Here is a 14,777-nt window from a genome sequence, read left to right as displayed (position 1 = left end):
GCGGTTACATCCGCCGCGCTTGACCGTCGACGGTCTTGCCATACTTGCCGGCATAGGCGCGGGCCGGAACCGGCAGGCGGCTGACGATCCAGCTGACCATCAGCGGGATGAGGACGATATCGTCCACCCAGCCGAGCAGGGGAATGACATCGGGGATGATGTCGAAGGGATTGACCAGATAGAAAGCGGCAAACAGCGTCGCCGCCTTGAGATAGAGCGGGGTCTCGCGCGCCCAGAAAGCGGTCCAGAGCTGCACGACTTCCTTGCGGAAGAGAAAAATGCGGGGAAGGAGCCTGTTCATCATGCTCAATAAATGGCCCCGCGCGGCTCGCATTCAAGATCATGCCGATCACGATTTTGGCGCTGACATCTTCCCGATCCGGGACAGTTTCGACCTGCGGTCGTCGGCGCCGTTAACGCAGCGATCAAAACCGGAACGAACAGAGACAGAATCGCGGCAAGGCGCGCAATCGTGCTTTGTTCACCGCCAGATATGGTGTGGTGCCGAACCCTTACCCACAAGCGCCGGACGCTGCGCCGGCAGTGCGCCGAAAACCGGCTAAAACCCGTTCATTAGCGTCAACAAAGGGTAAATTTCGGACCGCGAGGCGGCTTTCCTGCCAAGCACTTTCGGTTCCAGGCCGGCGGGGTACGGTGCCCACTAACGATTTGCCCCAGGTCTTGCGGGACCCGGGGCAGATAAAATTGGCAAAAAAGGCTTTGACCGTCCGAAATCGGGACAGCCGGGTCAGGAGTTGGCGCTGACCAGCACCATGGAAAGGTCGCCGGCCGAAGTGCCGAGCAGCACGCGATAGGGGATGAAATAGCCGGTTGCGCCCAGGGGGGCGAACCAGACCAGGATGCGGCTGGTATCGGCAAGATAGGTGGTCATCTCGGACGAGGCATAGTGCCCCGAAATCGGCTGGTACTTGATTGAACACAGCACCACCGGACCCTGATAGCCGGTGCGCGGCGAGGTGGCCTCGTCGGTCTTGACGAAGCTCATGGTCAGGTTGAAACGCTCGACACCGGTAAAGATGTTCATGCGCCGCTCGCAGATGGACTTGTCGAGCGCACCGGCCTTGATGACGAAGGCGGAGACGAAGTCGCCCACCCCGGTCAGATGGCTGCGCTCCAGCGCCACCCGATCCCAGCTGTCAAGCACCGGGGGATCGACCTTAAATGCGGAGACTGACTTGTTGGCAAAGCTGACGGTGACGTCGAAAGTTTCGCCATTGGCCTTGGTCTGGAGATCGAAACTATCGGCAACCAGGCTATTGCCCGCCGAATTGCCGCTGGCACTGGCCTTGGCGGTGCCGCTGGCCACCAGTGTTCCGAGGCCGGCGACATTGGCATTCACATCGAGATCGTAGCGACGCCCGGTGTCGTTGAGATCGACCTGCATGCGCGCCACATTGATGCCGCCCAGCGTCAGGACATAATTGGCGCTGGCCTTGGTCTGGGCCAGTGCGGGATGGGCCAGGCCGAGAAAGGCGATGGCGGTAGCAAGGGTGGATCGGATCAAGGCAATCTGCTCATATGCTATACACCCACCGGTGACGCTTCCGGGCGGGGCGAATCAGACAATCGGCTCCACGGTGCCGACAGCAAAAGGCGCTGGCAAGGCGCTCGCGGGCCTTTGAGGCCGCATTTGCTTGACTGGACGGGCCTAAGGCTCTAAAGACCGCCCCATTCAACACAACCGAGGCCCGTTGCGGGATCACCCGCCACGCAGGACCTTTACACAAACAGGATATATTCACATGGCACGTCGCTGCGAACTGACCGGCAAGGGCGTTATGGTGGGCAACAATGTTTCCCACGCTCTCAACCGTACCCGTCGTCGTTTCCTCCCGAACCTCGTCAACGTCACCCTGCTGTCCGACGCGCTGAACCGTCCGGTCAAGCTGCGCATCTCCGCCGCTGCCCTGCGCTCGGTCGAGCATCGCGGTGGCCTCGATGCATTCCTGATCAAGCAGGACGACGCCGATCTGAGCCCCCTGGCTCTGGGCATCAAGAAGGAAGTGCGCGCCGCCCTCGCCGGCTGAGCCTTTCCGGATTAAAGTTTTGGCCGCGTGGCGCCCCGGTGCCGCGCGGCCTTTGTTTTTTGAAGGGGTGCTTCGTGCCCCGACATCATCCGCGCCGGTCTTTTGCCGGAACGCGGCTCATAGAAGGTACAGTCTGATGCTGTCTCGTTTCCTCGCGGCCGTGGTCGCCATGGTGGCCATTGTCGCCGCTTCCAATTTTCTCGTGCAGTTTCCGGTCGATGTGACCCTGGGCAGCGTGCATGTGGGCGAAATCCTCACCTGGGGCGCCTTCACCTATCCGGTCGCCTTCCTCGTCACCGACCTCTCCAACCGCACCTTTGGTCCAGCCAAGGCCCGTCTGGTCGTGGTCGCCGGCTTCGTCGTCGCCGTGCTGCTGTCGATCTGGCTGGCCACCCCGCGCATCGCCATCGCCTCCGGCACGGCCTTTCTCGTCGCGCAATTGCTCGATGTGTCGATCTTCCATCGCCTGCGCCACGGCGCCTGGTGGCATGCGCCGATGTTTTCCTCGCTGGTGAGTTCGGCGCTTGATACCGCCATCTTCTTCACCCTCGCCATGGCCCCGGCCTTTGCCGGCATCGACACATTCTTCGGGATGGAGGATTCCTCCCTGCCGTTCCCGGCGCAGCTTCTAGGCGTTGGCCCCGAGGTGCAGCTCTGGCAGTCCCTGGCGCTGGGCGATTTCCTGGTCAAGCTGGTGCTCGCCGTGCTGATGCTGGCGCCCTACAAGACCATTCGCGACCTGCTATTGCCGCATCTGCCGGCCGGCGCGCGCTAGGACTTGTCGCCGAGCATCTGGGTCATGCTGACCTTGGCGCTGCCGGGCCGCAGCGGCTTCTGCTGGCTTTCATGCGGCACCCAGCCGGCGATCCAGACGATCTCCAGCGTGGCGCGGATGCGCCCATCGGCATCGGCGTCCTTCTGGGCATAGGCCTCCGCCGCCGCCGCGAGCAAAGTGCGGGTGGCAAAGCGCCGTGGCCGGTCGACCAGCGGATTGGCGGCGCCCAGCGCCTTGAGTTCGGCCATCAGCGCAAACGGGTTGCCATAGCGCACCACATGGGTTTCGACATCGGCCACCGGCAAGGCAAAGCCGGCACGCTGCAGTAAAGCCCCGGCGTCGCGTACTTGCACCATGGGCGCGATGCGGGCCGAGGCGCCGCCCGATATGGCGAGGTCGGCACTCAGGAAGGCCTCGCGCAGTTCGGTGAGGCTTTCGCCGCCGATAAAGGCCGCCATCAACAGCCCATCAGGCGCCAGTTGCGCCCGCAGCCGCGCCAGATGGCCGGGCACATCGTCCACCGCCTGCAGGTGCAGCAGTGAGATGATGAGATCGTGCGGCCCCTCAGGCACATCCGGAAATTCGGTACCGGACAAGGCCTCGACCACGCTTAGGTTGACCGGCCCAGTGCCGGTATGGAGCGTTTTCGGCAGGCGATCGGCATCCGGCCCGATCAGCACTGCGCGCGAAAAGGCCCGCATATGCGCACCCAACCGGTCGGCTAGGTCGTCGAGCACGAGGTCGAGCACGAAATTGTCGCTGGCCGGGCGGCGCTGGAGATTGCGGGCGATCTGGGCGGGGTCGAACAGGCGGGGCAGCTGAGACATGGTTGGGCTTTCGCCGGGGCTGGCCAAAGGGGCTGGACGTGGCAATATGGTGCTTATGGAGAGCGGGGCGCGCGAAGTCAAAGCCGGGTTTGGAGCTGGTGCGCTGGGTGCGGGTCTCGCCCGGCTCGGCACCATGGTTCTCGACCAGCTCTACCCGCCCTGCTGTGCCGGTTGCGGCGTACCGCTGATGGGCGATGATGGGCTCTGCGCCCGCTGCTTTGTCGCGCTGCGCCCGATCACCGCGCCCTATTGTCCGGTGCTGGGCCTGCCCTTCGAGGTCGATCTTGGTGCGGAGGCGCGTTCGGCTGAAGCGCTGGCCGACCCGCCACCCTTCGAGCGGGCCCGGGCTGCCGTTCAATATGGCGAGGTGGCCGGCACGCTGGTCAGCCGGCTCAAATATGGCGACCGTCCCGAACTGGCGCGGCTTTGCGCCAGGTTGATGGTCGGGGCAGGCGCCGATTTCTGGGCCGACAAGCCGGTGCTGGTGCCGGTGCCGCTGCATGCCAGCCGGCTGCGCTTTCGCCGCTACAACCAATCCATGCTTCTCGCGCGCGAGATCGCCCACTTGGCGGGCCTGAGGGTCGATCCGCATCTGGTGCGCCGCAAGCGCCGGACCCGACAGCAGGTCGGCCTTTCCGAAGACGGCCGGGCGCGCAATGTGCAGGGGGCGTTCGAAGCCCATCCCCAGCTGCTGGAACGGTTGCGGGGAAGCCGGGTTGTGCTGGTCGACGATGTCTATACCACCGGCGCGACGGTGAAGGCGGCGACGCGCGCCTTGCGCAAAGCCGGCGTCACGCAAGTCGATGTGCTTACCTTTGCCCGCGTTGTCATCGGGCAGGATGTGACCATATAAGACCACAGAGAACCAATGGCGGAGCCCGAAATGGCCAAGGTCGAAATCTACACCACCCCAACCTGCCCCTATTGCCACGCCGCCAAGGCGCTCCTGGCGGACAAGGGCGTCGACTATACCGAGATCACCGTGCTCGATCCGGCCCTGCGCGAGGCGATGACGGCGCGTGCCAATGGCCGGCGCACCGTGCCGCAGATCTTTATCGGCACCACCCATGTGGGCGGTTATGACGACATGGCTGCGCTCGATCGTCAGGGCGGCCTCGACCCCTTGCTGGCCCAGTAGGCATCATGAAGATCGCCGCCATCCAGATGCAGTCCGGTCTTGATCCGGACGCCAATCTTGCTGCGCTCGTGCCGCTTCTCGCAGAAGCCAAGGGGCAGGGGGCAGACTATGCGCTGACCCCCGAGGTGACGCTGATCTTCCCGGAAAACCGCGAGCAGCTGCGCGCGGTGGCGGCCCCCTTCGAGAACCATCCGCAATTGGCAGCGGTGGGGCGGCTCGCCAAAGAGCACGCCATGTTCGTCCAGATCGGCTCGCTGCCCATTCCGCTCGAGGACGGGCGCTTCGCCAATCGCTCGGTCTTGTTCGGCCCGGATGGCACGCAGCGCGCCACCTATGACAAGATCCACCTTTTCGATGCCGATATTGCCGGGCTCAATGCCTATCGCGAAAGCGCCACCTATAGGGGTGGCGAACAGGCGGTAACAGCGCCGCTCGGCGCCATGGTGCTGGGTTTTTCTATCTGCTACGACATGCGCTTTCCGCGCCTCTACAACAGCCTTGCCAATGCCGGGGCCAATCTCATCGCCGTGCCGGCGGCATTCACCGTGCCCACGGGCCAGGCGCATTGGCATGTGCTGCTGCGTGCCCGCGCCATCGAAACCGGCTCCTATGTCATCGCCGCCGCCCAAGGCGGCCAGCATGAGAATGGCCGGGCCACGTTTGGCCATTCGCTCATCATCGATCCCTGGGGCAAGATTATCGCCGAGCTCGACCACGATCGGCCCGGCGTGCTGGTCGCCGAGATCGATCCCGCCGCAGTCACCGAAGCGCGCGGCCGCGTGCCGGCCCTGGCCAATGCGCGGGATTTTTCGCCCCCGGGTTTGCAGAGCTGAGCGGCGGTCCTATATGCTGAACCGATTGGCGCGGTCCTGCGCCGTAACCGAACGACGAGAGCCGTGATCCAGTATTCGCTTCAGTGCTCGAAGGGACATCGCTTCGACGCCTGGTTCAAGAGCGCCGCTGCCTTTGACGAACAGCAGGCGCGGGGCCTGGTCGAATGCGCCGTGTGCGGCGCGAGTCCGGTCGAAAAGGCACTGATGGCCCCGGCCATTGCCCGCAGCGATGCAGAGCGGGTGCCGCTCTCGGCTGCCCACCCCGATTTCGCCCGCTTCCGCGAGATGCTGCGCGACTATCGCAGGAAGGTGATGACCGAAGCCGATTATGTCGGCGATCGCTTTGCCGATGAAGCGCGCAAGATGCATTTCGACGAGGTCGAGGCCCGCGGCATCTATGGCGAGGCGACGCGCGAGGAGGTGGTGAGCCTGCTCGAAGAGGGCATCGACTTCCTGCCCCTGCCCGATATGGGCGAAGACAACTGAATTCTTCCGTTCAAGGAGACTGACATGACCAAGCTCGACGCATCCCTGTCGGGGAGGTTTTCCATTGGCGGTGATCTCACGGTCAACCGCCTCGGCTTTGGCGCCATGCGCCTCACCGGCGAGGGTATCTGGGGTCCGCCCAAGGATCGTGACGAAGCCATTCGCGTGCTCAAGCGCCTGCCCGAGATCGGGGTCGACTTCATCGACACCGCCGAGAGCTATGGCCCCTATGTCAGCGAAGAGCTGATCGGGGAAGCGCTGGCGCCCTATGACAAGGGCACCATCATCGCCACCAAGAGCGGGCTGACCCGCAGCGGTCCCAATCAATGGCCGCCGCTGGGGCGTCCGGAATTCCTGCGTCAGGGTGTCATGACCAGCCTGCGCCGGCTCAAGCTCGAGCGCCTCGATCTCTGGCAATTGCACCGCATCGACGCCAAGACGCCGCGCGCCGAGCAGTTCGAGGTGATTGCGGCGATGCAGAAGGAAGGGCTCATCCGCCATGCCGGCCTTTCCGAGGTGAGCGTGGCCGACATCGAAGAGGCCAGCAAGTATTTCAAGGTCACAACGGTGCAGAACCTTTACAACTTCGCCAATCGCAAGAGCGAAGCGGTGCTGGACTATTGCGAAAAGCACAGCATCGGTTTCATCCCCTGGTTCCCGCTGGCCGGCGGTGATCTGGTGGAGGGTCATGAAAAGGCCCGCGCCGTCATGGAAAAGCATGGCGCCAGCGGCAGCCAGATCGCCCTGGCGTGGCTGCTCAAGCGCTCCCCCATCATGCTGCCCATTCCCGGCACCAGCAAGGTCAAGCATCTGGAAGACAATGTGGCCGCTGCCGCCATCGATCTCAGCGACGAGGACTTCGCCGCGCTCGATGCCATCGGCCGCGCCTGACGCATAAATTTGGCCGCAGCAAATCCGCTGGCGCGCGCGGGCCGTATAGGGTCCAATAGCGTCAAAAGGCTGGTGTGCTGTGGCCACTCCCGAAAAATCCTCCCGTCCCGTCCTCAAGCGGCGCAAGCGCCGTTGGGGCTGGCTGGTGCTTGCGCTGCTGCTGGTCGGCGGCGGGGGCGCCTATGCCTGGTTCGAACGCCCCTGGGAGGCCAGGGCCAATCTGGTCGCCACCGAAACCGTGGCAGCAGGACCGGTATCGCAGGTGCTCGCGGTCAATGGGCGCATCGCCGCCCGCACCTCGGTGACGGTGCGCGCCGCGGTCTCCTCGCAGGCGGTGCTGATCGGTGCTGCCGAGGGCGATGAGGTCTCGGCGGGGCAGGTGCTGGTCGAACTCGATACGGCTTTGGTGCAGGCGCAATGGCAGCAGGCCAAGGCGGCGCTCGATTCCCAGCAGGTCAAGCAGAGCCAGGCCGCCGCCACCGCCGAGCGCACCCGGGCCCTGGGCGACAATACCACCCGTTCCAGCCTGCAGGATGCCGAGCTGGCGCTGGCTGCCGCCGCCAATGAGACCGCGCGCCTGCAGGCCGCTCTGGACCAGGTAGAACAGCAGCGCGCCCAATATACCATCACCGCGCCGATCTCGGGCGTGGTTCTGTCGCGCGGCGTCGACCAGGGGCAATTGGTCGATCCTCAGACCCAGCTTTTCGTCGTCGCCGACACCAATGACCTCGTGGTCGAAACCGATGTCGACGAGCTCTATTCCTCCCGCGTCACCAGCGGTCTCAAGGCCCTGCTGAAGCCAGTCGGTGCCACCGTCGCCCAGCACGGCACGGTGGTGTTCGCAGCGCCTACGGTGGATGCATCCACCGGTGGCCGTGCTATCAAGATCGCCTTTGACGACAAGGTGTCCCTACCGGTGGGGCTGACGGTCAACGCCAATGTCATCGTCGAGGAAGTGCCCGACGCGCTGTCCATCCCGCGCGGCGCCATCGTGACCGAGGGCACGCAGAGCCATGTCCTGGTGATCGAAAACGGCGTCGCGACCACACGACCGATTGATTTCGACGACTGGCCGGCCGAGCGTGTCATCGTCACGTCCGGCCTCAAGGCCGGTGACGTGGTCATTCTCGATCCCACCGCCGTCGAGGCGGGCGACATGGCGGCGGCGGAGTAGGGCGGTGATCTACGGCTTCAAGATCGCCTGGCGCTATCTCACTTCCAACAAGGCGCAAACGGGCCTGCTGATTGCCGGCGTGGCGGTGGGGGTTTTCGTCTTCATCTTCATGAGCGCGCTGATCGGCGGGCTGGCGAGCTATCTGGTGCAGCGCACGGTCGGCGACATTTCCCACGTCACCATCGAGGCGCCGAGCCGCGAGGCGGGCCTGTTGCTGGCCGAAACCGATACGCTTTTGGTGCAGCAGCGGGCGAGCGGGCAACGCGAGACGCTGCGCACCGCCGAAGCCTTCCTGCCCTCCATCGAGGCCATGGCCGGGGTCAAGGCCGTGTCGCCGCAGATCGTGGGCAATGGCTTTGTCATTCGCGGCCAGTCCCGTGCCCCGGTCGGCGTCACCGGCGTCGAGGCCGACAAGGTGTCCGCCATTGCCGATCTGGGCAAGCGCATCGTGGCCGGCGATACCGTGCTCACCAATTCCACCGTCATCATCGGCAAGACGCTGGCCGATGATCTCGGCATCGGCGTCGGCCAGGTCATTCGGCTGCAATCGGATCGCAATGTCGAGCGGCCCCTGGTGGTCACCGGCATCTTCTCCATCGGGCTCGACGCCCTCGATGCCCGCGCTGCCTTTGTCAGCACCGCGACCGCGCGAACCCTGTTCGAATTGCCGCAGGGGCTGAGCCGCGTCGAAATCAAGCTCGACGATCTCAACCGCGCCGCCGAGTTTGCCCGTCGCATCGCCGCCGATACCGGGCTCAAGGCGACACCCTGGACCGAGGGCAATGCGCAATTGCTCGATGGGCTCCGGGCCCAGGCCAGTTCGGGCAATCTCATCAAGGCCTTTGCGCTTATTACCATCGTCATTGGCGTCGCCTCAGCGCTGCTGCTCTCCACCTATCGGCGCCGGCCCGAGATCGGCATCATGCGCGCCTTCGGGGCCAGCCGCGGCTTCGTGGTGCTGGTCTTCGTGGTTCAGGGCGCCCTGATCGGCATTCTGGGCGGGCTGATCGGCGCGGGGCTGGGTTATCTTGCGCTCTCGCCCTTCCCGGTGCCGGAAAATGCGCAGCCCGGCGGCTTGCCGGTCGATGTGCGTCAGGGCGCCTATGGCCTTGCCATCGCGCTCACCGCCATTGGCGCCATCCTCGCTTCCATCCTGCCTGCCCGCGCCGCGGCGCGTGTGGACCCGGTTTCGGTGATCGGCCAATGAGTGCGCTCGTTACCGTGCGCGATCTGGTCAAGACCTATGGCGAGGGCGAGGCGGAAACGCGCGTGCTCAAGGGCCTGGACATGGAATTGGCCGAGGGCGATCTGGCCGCGCTTCTTGGTCCCTCCGGCTCGGGCAAGTCTACCCTCCTCACCATTTTGGGCACGCTGATGCAGCCGACGAGCGGGCAGCACATCATGCTGGGCGAGGACCTGACCCGGGCGCGGGATGCGGCGCTGACCGAGTTCCGCAATCGCCATATCGGCTTCGTCTTCCAGTTCCACCATCTGCTGCCCGATTTCACTGCGCTCGAAAACGTCATCTTCCCCACCGCCATTGCCGAGGGGCGGGAAACCGCCGGGGCGCGGCGGCGGGGCGAGCAATTGCTGGATCGCGTGGGCCTCGCCCATCGCATGGATTTTCGTGCCACCGCCCTGTCGGGTGGTCAGAAGCAGCGCGTGGCCATCGCAAGGGCCCTGATGAACCAGCCCGAACTGGTCTTGGCAGACGAGCCTACCGGCAATCTCGATCGCGAATCGGCCGAGCAGGTCATGGGCCTGATCGCTGAGATCAATGAACAGGAAAAGACGACCTTCCTCATCTCCACCCATGACGAAAAGATCGCTGCCGCCTGCAAAAGGCAGATCAAAGTGGTCGACGGCAAGACAGTCTCTGAGTGATGGCGATGTCGGGGGGATTAGGGTCGGTTCGATAGGGAGGGTGGAATCCCCGCTATCGAACCTGACCAGTTCAGCTGTCTTGGCAGACCGCTGAGTGGCTGAGCCGGGTGTTAGCACCGGTCGGCGGGCTTGTCACGACAATTTCATGATGCCGGCGGCGCTGGGCCGAAAACCACAGCCGCGATAGAAGGCGTCGAGATGCGGCTCGCAATCGACATGCAGCCATTCGGCGCCGCGCTCGCGCGCGAGGAGCGCGGCCTGCCGCACCAGTTCGGTCGCAATGCCACGGCGCTGGAAATCTGGATCGGTGCAGGTATCGAGAATGAAGGCGTGCACGCCGCCATCCCAGGCGATGTTGACAAATCCCAGCAGCTGCTTGCCCTCATAGGCACCGATGTGACCCAGGCTTCGCGCCAGGATCGGCTGATAGGATCGTCCCAGCGGCGCGGTCCAGGCGCGCCGCCAGAGGCTGTCGAGTTCCTGATCGGATGGATGCGGGTCGATCCGATAGGCGATCACGTCTGGGATCAGTCCATCATCTTGTTGATGGCGTCGACGTCGCGCACTGCGCCCTTGGAGGCGGAGGTGACGAAGGCGGCATAGGCCTTGAGCGCGGTGGTCACCTTACGCTTGCGCGGCTGGGCTGGCTTCCAGCCGATCCTGTCCTGCTCGGCGCGGCGCGCTGCCAGTTCGGCATCGGTCACCAGCACGTTGACGGTGCGGTTGGGGATGTCGATTTCGATGATGTCGCCTTCGCGCACCAGCCCGATGGCGCCGCCTTCGGCCGCTTCGGGCGAAGCATGGCCGATGGAGAGGCCCGACGTACCACCCGAGAAGCGGCCATCGGTCAGCAGCGCACAGGCTTTGCCGAGGCCCTTGGATTTCAGGTAGCTCGTCGGATAGAGCATTTCCTGCATGCCGGGGCCGCCGCGCGGGCCTTCATAGCGGATGACGATGACGTCGCCTTCCTTGATCTCGTTGCTGAGAATGGCCTTGACGGTGGAGTCCTGGCTTTCGAACACGCGAGCCGGGCCGGTGAATTTCAGGATCGAATCGTCGACGCCCGCCGTCTTCACGATGCAGCCATCGAGCGCGATATTGCCCTTGAGCACGGCGAGCCCGCCGTCCTTGGAGAAGGGATTATCGGCCGAGCGGATGGCGCCATTGGTGCGGTCGGTGTCCAGCTCCGCCCAGCGATTGGACTGGGAGAAAGCCTGCGTTGTGCGCACGCCGCCTGGAGCGGCCATGTAGAAATTGCGCACGCTTTCCGAATTGGTGCGGGAGATGTCCCATTTGTCGATGGCGTCGCCCATGGTCGTGGCATGGACGGTGGGTTCCTTGCGATTGATCAGCCCGGCGCGGTCGAGCTGGCCAAGAATGGCAAAGATGCCGCCAGCGCGATGCACGTCTTCCATGTGCACGTCATTCTTGGCCGGAGCGACCTTGGACAGCACCGGGACGCGACGGCTCAGCGCATCGATATCGTCCATGGTGAAATCGACGCCGCCCTCATGCGCAGCGGCCAGAATGTGCAGCACGGTATTGGTCGAACCGCCCATGGCGATGTCGAGCGCCATGGCGTTCTCGAAAGCCTGCTTGGTGGCGATGGAGCGCGGCAAAACGCTCTCATCTTCCTGCTCGTAATAGCGGCGCGCCAGATCGACGATCAGGTGCCCGGCCTCCTGGAACAGGCGCTTGCGATCGGAGTGGGTGGCCAGCGTCGAGCCATTGCCCGGCAGGCTGAGGCCCAGCGCTTCGGTCAGGCAGTTCATCGAATTGGCGGTGAACATGCCCGAGCAGGAGCCACAGGTGGGGCAGGCATTTTCCTCGACGGCCTGCACTTCCTCGTCGGTATAGTGATCATCGGCGGCCATCACCATGGCATCGACCAGGTCGAGCGCCTGCAGCTTGCCCTTGACGATCGCCTTGCCGGCTTCCATCGGCCCGCCGGAGACGAAGACCACCGGAATATTGAGGCGCATGGCGGCATTGAGCATGCCGGGAGTGATCTTGTCGCAATTGGAGATGCAAACCATGGCGTCGGCGCAGTGCGCATTGACCATATATTCCACCGAGTCCGCGATGATGTCGCGGCTAGGCAGGGAATAGAGCATGCCATCGTGGCCCATGGCGATGCCGTCATCGACCGCGATGGTGTTGAATTCCTTGGCGACGCCGCCGGCCGCTTCAATCTCGCGGGCAACGAGCTGGCCGAGATCTTTCAGGTGCACATGGCCGGGCACGAACTGGGTGAAGCTGTTCACCACGGCGATGATCGGCTTGCCGAAATCCTCGTTCTTCATGCCCGTGGCGCGCCACAATCCGCGCGCGCCGGCCATGTTGCGGCCATGGGTGGTGGTGCGTGAACGATAGGCGGGCATGGCGAAGTCCTCGAAAGCTGCCGGTGGGGCCGGTTCTATAATGGCCCTGTTTAGACCCATTCCAGCCCGGCGGCAAGAATTTTCCGTACCGTACCGTACGGTACGGTTATGCAGTTGCGAGCCCTCCAGGTTGCGCTGACGCAGTCTGTCTGCACCGAACCGCCCTCGGGCTCGACCCGGGGCCACACACCCCTGCCTCGATCCCTGCACGTTTGAAATGATCCAGACGTCATGCCTCCGCGCCCCTCCACAGAATGAAACCTGGTGGTTCGGCGGAATTGGTCGCCTGTCTCAAATCAAGCCTGAGGCTACCGAGGGTTCAGCCGCTTTCAAAAACTTATCCACCCTCCCCAACTGCCGGACCATACTCGCAGCATTCCCGCACATGCTGCGCGGTCGCGACGAACGGTCGGTGCGGGAATGGCGGATGATCATGGGGTCGCCCATGGTCCTTCGGCGGTTGGATGATCCGGGACCGATTCGAGCGCCCGGTCCGGGAGCAAGGCTCCAGCGTTTGGCACGCGCTTAAGCCACGGACGGTCCACCCCGAAGAGTCTTCGTCAGTGATGGGGCGAGGTTTTCCTCACCATCTATTTTTCGCCGGACGACCGGCACCGAGGCGAAGCTCGCCCCATCCCGCAGTACCCGCAGGCGCCAGGCGCCGTGCGGAGATTTCGCTTGCGCAGAACACTATGCAGGCTCGCTTCACTAGAATTTATAGCGCACGCCCAGCGTCGCCGCATTGGACCCATCGATATGAGCAATCGAGCCAAAACCGCCCGAGCGGTGCTGGATACGGGCAAAAGCCTCCAGTTGCGCATGTTCGACATGCGAAACGGCGATTTCGGGGCCGAGATAGTAGAGGATCGGCACGCCGCGATTGATGGTCTCGGCCCTTTCGGTCTCGATGCCGATCGTGTCGGTCACCACAGAAAATCCTGCCGTAAGGGATGGGGTGATGCGGATGTCGCCCAGTTGGAACATATCGAACCGGGCGACGCCACCAGCCCAGAGCTCCGCCGAGGTCCTGTCGCCGGCGCGCAGGCCGAGACCAGCCTCGACGCCGAACTTGAAGCCGGCATCATTGGCATAGATGAAATGCTGGTAGCCAACGCCTGCAAAGAAGTTGGATTCATAGTGATCCTGCCAGAACAGGAAGGCATCGCCAAAATAGCCGGTCGTGAAGGGACCGCCCATGACGAAGACATTGCTCTCGGAAAACGGCTCGGTCCCCTGGGATTGGGCCAGGGCAGGCGAGGCAAAAAGCGCTGCCGCCCCGAACGCCAGCAGCGCGCAGGCAGTCGATTTCATGTTCAATCACTCGATTTGTTTCCAGGGCTAATGCCCCGAAACGCCTCGAGGTTCAGACAAGGGCGATCACAATTGCGTCCGCTGGCGCACCGACAAAAAGGTGAAGGAACACTCCTCTGCTCCTGCCGTTCTGCCTCTATCGAACCGAGGAGAACCGAAATGCACGCTATTCCCGAGAACATTCGCGAAGGCATGAAGGTCTATGACAGCGCCATGCATGCCATTGGTACGGTCGAGAGTTTCCGTGCCACCGACGAGGCGCCGGACCATCCGGATGTCGACGCCGCCGGCGTCAGCCCGGTGCTCGAAGACGACCCGCGCACCCTGCCCAATCTCATCGCCGATGTCTTTCGTCCCGATGACGAGCTGCCCACCGAGATGAAAGAACGGGCCCTGCGCGAAGGTTTCGTCGTGCTGGACGCGGACGGCTTCCTGGCCTCCGACCGCTATATCTTTCCCGAGCATATCGACCGCGTCGAAGGCGACAGCCTGGTGCTGTCCGTGCGCAAGGACGATCTGCTGAAGGTCTGACGCCAGCAACCGGCAATGCGGGGCCGTACAATTCCGCATTGCCGGACTAAGCCTCTCGAAACGCTGATCGGCCAGTCTGGGTCCAGGACAACCTGGAGCGGTTCATGCGCTGCGATCTCGTTCATATCGAGCAGGTCCCCCTGGGCGAATGCGCCCTGCGCCTGTTTGTTGCCGATGCCGAACTCACGGCCGGCATCATCGAACATCGCTGCGATGGTCGCCTGGTTCTGTCGGATGCCCCCAAGCCGGGGCTTGACGGTATAGTTCCGACGATCACCCTGCTGCTGCAGCGCCGCCCCGATCATCTCTATGTGGTTCTCGAACAGGACGCCTACTGGCCGGAAACCTTCCCCAAGCTGCATGGCGCCTGACGCTCATCATTGTGCGGTCCGGCAAGTCAAAATCGGTTAACCGATAAAATTCTATTCAGATTAACCAGATTAAAATCTATTAACTCCAATCCCTGTTGTACCAAAATCTAAGTAGAGGCGCGGATAT

At 63.7% G+C, this 14,777-nt stretch carries 18 protein-coding genes; 12 read left to right on the top strand and 6 right to left on the bottom strand.

Annotated features, from left to right (window positions below):
* Positions 1 to 4: 4 nt before the first annotated feature.
* Entirely contained in the window at positions 5 to 301 is a 297-nt protein-coding gene (locus tag BGO80_RS08375) for a YkvA family protein (protein WP_286720788.1), read from the bottom strand.
* A 447-nt stretch (positions 302 to 748) separates the two neighbouring features.
* On the bottom strand, positions 749 to 1,525 hold the full coding sequence (locus tag BGO80_RS08370) for a DUF3108 domain-containing protein (protein WP_286720786.1): 777 nt from the start codon (positions 1,523 to 1,525) through the stop codon (positions 749 to 751).
* Positions 1,526 to 1,763: 238 nt separating this feature from the next.
* On the opposite strand from BGO80_RS08370, the gene rpmB reads away from it, so the two are divergent.
* Together rpmB and BGO80_RS08360 are read left to right on the top strand one after the other, a co-directional pair.
* Complete coding sequence (gene rpmB, locus BGO80_RS08365; RefSeq protein WP_126150517.1) at positions 1,764 to 2,048, top strand: 50S ribosomal protein L28; 285 nt, start codon at positions 1,764 to 1,766, stop codon at positions 2,046 to 2,048.
* Positions 2,049 to 2,184: 136 nt separating this feature from the next.
* Entirely contained in the window at positions 2,185 to 2,823 is a 639-nt protein-coding gene (locus BGO80_RS08360; protein ID WP_286720784.1) for a VUT family protein, read from the top strand.
* Here BGO80_RS08360 and BGO80_RS08355 read toward each other — a convergent pair.
* Positions 2,820 to 3,650 carry a class I SAM-dependent methyltransferase gene (locus BGO80_RS08355; RefSeq protein WP_286720783.1) on the bottom strand — a complete coding sequence of 277 codons (831 nt, stop codon included), beginning with the start codon at positions 3,648 to 3,650 and terminating at the stop codon, positions 2,820 to 2,822. The genes BGO80_RS08360 and BGO80_RS08355 overlap by 4 nt on opposite strands.
* On the opposite strand from BGO80_RS08355, the gene BGO80_RS08350 reads away from it, so the two are divergent.
* From BGO80_RS08350 to BGO80_RS08315, 8 genes are all read left to right on the top strand, one after another.
* On the top strand, positions 3,649 to 4,503 hold the full coding sequence (locus BGO80_RS08350; protein ID WP_286720782.1) for a ComF family protein: 855 nt from the start codon (positions 3,649 to 3,651) through the stop codon (positions 4,501 to 4,503). The genes BGO80_RS08355 and BGO80_RS08350 overlap by 2 nt on opposite strands.
* Positions 4,504 to 4,533: 30 nt before the next feature.
* Positions 4,534 to 4,788, top strand: coding sequence for a glutaredoxin 3 (grxC, locus tag BGO80_RS08345; protein ID WP_126150520.1), 255 nt, complete (start codon positions 4,534 to 4,536; stop codon positions 4,786 to 4,788).
* Positions 4,789 to 4,793: 5 nt separating this feature from the next.
* Positions 4,794 to 5,621, top strand: a complete 828-nt coding sequence (locus tag BGO80_RS08340; RefSeq protein WP_286720781.1) for a carbon-nitrogen hydrolase family protein — start codon at positions 4,794 to 4,796, stop codon at positions 5,619 to 5,621.
* Between the two features lie 63 nt (positions 5,622 to 5,684).
* A complete protein-coding gene (locus BGO80_RS08335) occupies positions 5,685 to 6,107 on the top strand; it encodes a DUF1178 family protein (protein ID WP_286720780.1) in 423 nt (140 codons plus the stop codon).
* Positions 6,108 to 6,131: 24 nt separating this feature from the next.
* Positions 6,132 to 6,998, top strand: coding sequence for an aldo/keto reductase (locus BGO80_RS08330; RefSeq protein ID WP_286720779.1), 867 nt, complete (start codon positions 6,132 to 6,134; stop codon positions 6,996 to 6,998).
* 79 nt (positions 6,999 to 7,077) lie between these two features.
* A complete protein-coding gene (locus BGO80_RS08325) occupies positions 7,078 to 8,172 on the top strand; it encodes an efflux RND transporter periplasmic adaptor subunit (protein ID WP_286720778.1) in 1,095 nt (364 codons plus the stop codon).
* A 4-nt stretch (positions 8,173 to 8,176) separates the two neighbouring features.
* Positions 8,177 to 9,379 (top strand): ABC transporter permease, encoded by a 1,203-nt coding sequence (locus BGO80_RS08320; protein ID WP_286720776.1) that lies wholly within the window; start codon positions 8,177 to 8,179, stop codon positions 9,377 to 9,379.
* On the top strand, positions 9,376 to 10,056 hold the full coding sequence (locus BGO80_RS08315) for an ABC transporter ATP-binding protein (RefSeq protein ID WP_286720774.1): 681 nt from the start codon (positions 9,376 to 9,378) through the stop codon (positions 10,054 to 10,056). The genes BGO80_RS08320 and BGO80_RS08315 overlap by 4 nt, the downstream gene beginning before the upstream one ends.
* Positions 10,057 to 10,188: 132 nt before the next feature.
* Here the strand turns inward: BGO80_RS08315 and BGO80_RS08310 are convergent, their stop codons facing one another.
* The 3 genes from BGO80_RS08310 to BGO80_RS08300 form a co-directional block, all read right to left on the bottom strand.
* Complete coding sequence (locus BGO80_RS08310; RefSeq protein ID WP_502686552.1) at positions 10,189 to 10,575, bottom strand: GNAT family N-acetyltransferase; 387 nt, start codon at positions 10,573 to 10,575, stop codon at positions 10,189 to 10,191.
* Positions 10,576 to 10,583: 8 nt separating this feature from the next.
* The gene (gene ilvD / locus BGO80_RS08305; RefSeq protein ID WP_126150528.1) at positions 10,584 to 12,437 is read right to left on the bottom strand and encodes a dihydroxy-acid dehydratase; all 1,854 of its coding nucleotides are present in this window, start codon (positions 12,435 to 12,437) and stop codon (positions 10,584 to 10,586) included.
* A gap of 708 nt (positions 12,438 to 13,145) precedes the next feature.
* Positions 13,146 to 13,748, bottom strand: a complete 603-nt coding sequence (locus BGO80_RS08300; RefSeq protein ID WP_286720773.1) for a hypothetical protein — start codon at positions 13,746 to 13,748, stop codon at positions 13,146 to 13,148.
* 159 nt (positions 13,749 to 13,907) lie between these two features.
* Here BGO80_RS08300 and BGO80_RS08295 point away from each other — a divergent pair, with 159 nt between their 5' ends.
* Both BGO80_RS08295 and BGO80_RS08290 read left to right on the top strand, forming a co-directional pair.
* Positions 13,908 to 14,279, top strand: a complete 372-nt coding sequence (locus BGO80_RS08295; protein ID WP_286720772.1) for a hypothetical protein — start codon at positions 13,908 to 13,910, stop codon at positions 14,277 to 14,279.
* 104 nt (positions 14,280 to 14,383) lie between these two features.
* On the top strand, positions 14,384 to 14,650 hold the full coding sequence (locus BGO80_RS08290) for a hypothetical protein (RefSeq protein ID WP_286720771.1): 267 nt from the start codon (positions 14,384 to 14,386) through the stop codon (positions 14,648 to 14,650).
* The last annotated feature ends 127 nt before the right edge of the window (positions 14,651 to 14,777 follow it).

The sequence above is a fragment of the Devosia sp. 63-57 genome (genome assembly GCF_001899045.1).
Classification (GTDB): Bacteria; Pseudomonadota; Alphaproteobacteria; order Rhizobiales; family Devosiaceae; genus Devosia; species Devosia equisanguinis.
Note: the sequence above shows the minus strand (reverse complement) of the source record. Positions and strands in the feature narration are given on the sequence as shown.

What these genes read in the sequence shown, in the direction of transcription:
- BGO80_RS08375 (WP_286720788.1), bottom strand. Translation starts at nt 301, where the DNA reads ATGAACAGGCTCCTTCCCCGCATTTTTCTCTTCCGCAAGGAAGTCGTG.
- BGO80_RS08315 (WP_286720774.1), top strand. Translation starts at nt 9,376, where the DNA reads ATGAGTGCGCTCGTTACCGTGCGCGATCTGGTCAAGACCTATGGCGAG.
- grxC (WP_126150520.1), top strand. Translation starts at nt 4,534, where the DNA reads ATGGCCAAGGTCGAAATCTACACCACCCCAACCTGCCCCTATTGCCAC.
- BGO80_RS08295 (WP_286720772.1), top strand. Translation starts at nt 13,908, where the DNA reads ATGCACGCTATTCCCGAGAACATTCGCGAAGGCATGAAGGTCTATGAC.
- rpmB (WP_126150517.1), top strand. Translation starts at nt 1,764, where the DNA reads ATGGCACGTCGCTGCGAACTGACCGGCAAGGGCGTTATGGTGGGCAAC.
- BGO80_RS08360 (WP_286720784.1), top strand. Translation starts at nt 2,185, where the DNA reads ATGCTGTCTCGTTTCCTCGCGGCCGTGGTCGCCATGGTGGCCATTGTC.
- BGO80_RS08355 (WP_286720783.1), bottom strand. Translation starts at nt 3,650, where the DNA reads ATGTCTCAGCTGCCCCGCCTGTTCGACCCCGCCCAGATCGCCCGCAAT.
- BGO80_RS08340 (WP_286720781.1), top strand. Translation starts at nt 4,794, where the DNA reads ATGAAGATCGCCGCCATCCAGATGCAGTCCGGTCTTGATCCGGACGCC.
- BGO80_RS08350 (WP_286720782.1), top strand. Translation starts at nt 3,649, where the DNA reads ATGGTTGGGCTTTCGCCGGGGCTGGCCAAAGGGGCTGGACGTGGCAAT.
- ilvD (WP_126150528.1), bottom strand. Translation starts at nt 12,437, where the DNA reads ATGCCCGCCTATCGTTCACGCACCACCACCCATGGCCGCAACATGGCC.
- BGO80_RS08290 (WP_286720771.1), top strand. Translation starts at nt 14,384, where the DNA reads ATGCGCTGCGATCTCGTTCATATCGAGCAGGTCCCCCTGGGCGAATGC.
- BGO80_RS08330 (WP_286720779.1), top strand. Translation starts at nt 6,132, where the DNA reads ATGACCAAGCTCGACGCATCCCTGTCGGGGAGGTTTTCCATTGGCGGT.
- BGO80_RS08300 (WP_286720773.1), bottom strand. Translation starts at nt 13,748, where the DNA reads ATGAAATCGACTGCCTGCGCGCTGCTGGCGTTCGGGGCGGCAGCGCTT.